Here is a 328-nt window from a genome sequence, read left to right as displayed (position 1 = left end):
TCCCCGGCGTCGCCATCACCGTCACACCACCGGCCAACGCCAGATCACACTCACCACTGCGCAACGCCTGCGCGGCAAGATGCAGCGCGACGAGGCTGGAAGAACACGCCGTGTCCACGGTGACCGCCGGCCCCTCCAGGCCGAACGTGTACGCGACCCGGCCGGACAGCACGCTGCCGGAGGTACCGGTCCCGACGTAGCCCTCCACCTCGGTCGGCAGGTCCATCAGCCGGGAGGCGTAGTCGTGGTACATGACTCCGGCGAAGACACCGGTCCGGCTGCCCCGCAGCCGCTGCGGGTCCAGACCCGCCGATTCGAACGACTCCCA

The 328-nt window shown here is 69.8% G+C and carries 1 protein-coding gene; it reads right to left on the bottom strand.

The window, feature by feature from the left end; genetic code table 11:
* Positions 1–328 (bottom strand): beta-ketoacyl synthase N-terminal-like domain-containing protein (locus ACFHW0_RS31900; RefSeq protein ID WP_416613339.1); only part of this gene is annotated, 328 nt, incomplete at both ends.

The sequence above is a fragment of the Micromonospora sp. LOL_025 genome (assembly GCF_048060285.1).
In the GTDB taxonomy this organism is placed as follows: domain Bacteria; phylum Actinomycetota; class Actinomycetes; order Mycobacteriales; family Micromonosporaceae; genus Micromonospora.
The sequence above is the reverse complement of the archived record's forward strand: the minus strand, read 5'-3'. Positions and strand labels throughout refer to the sequence as shown.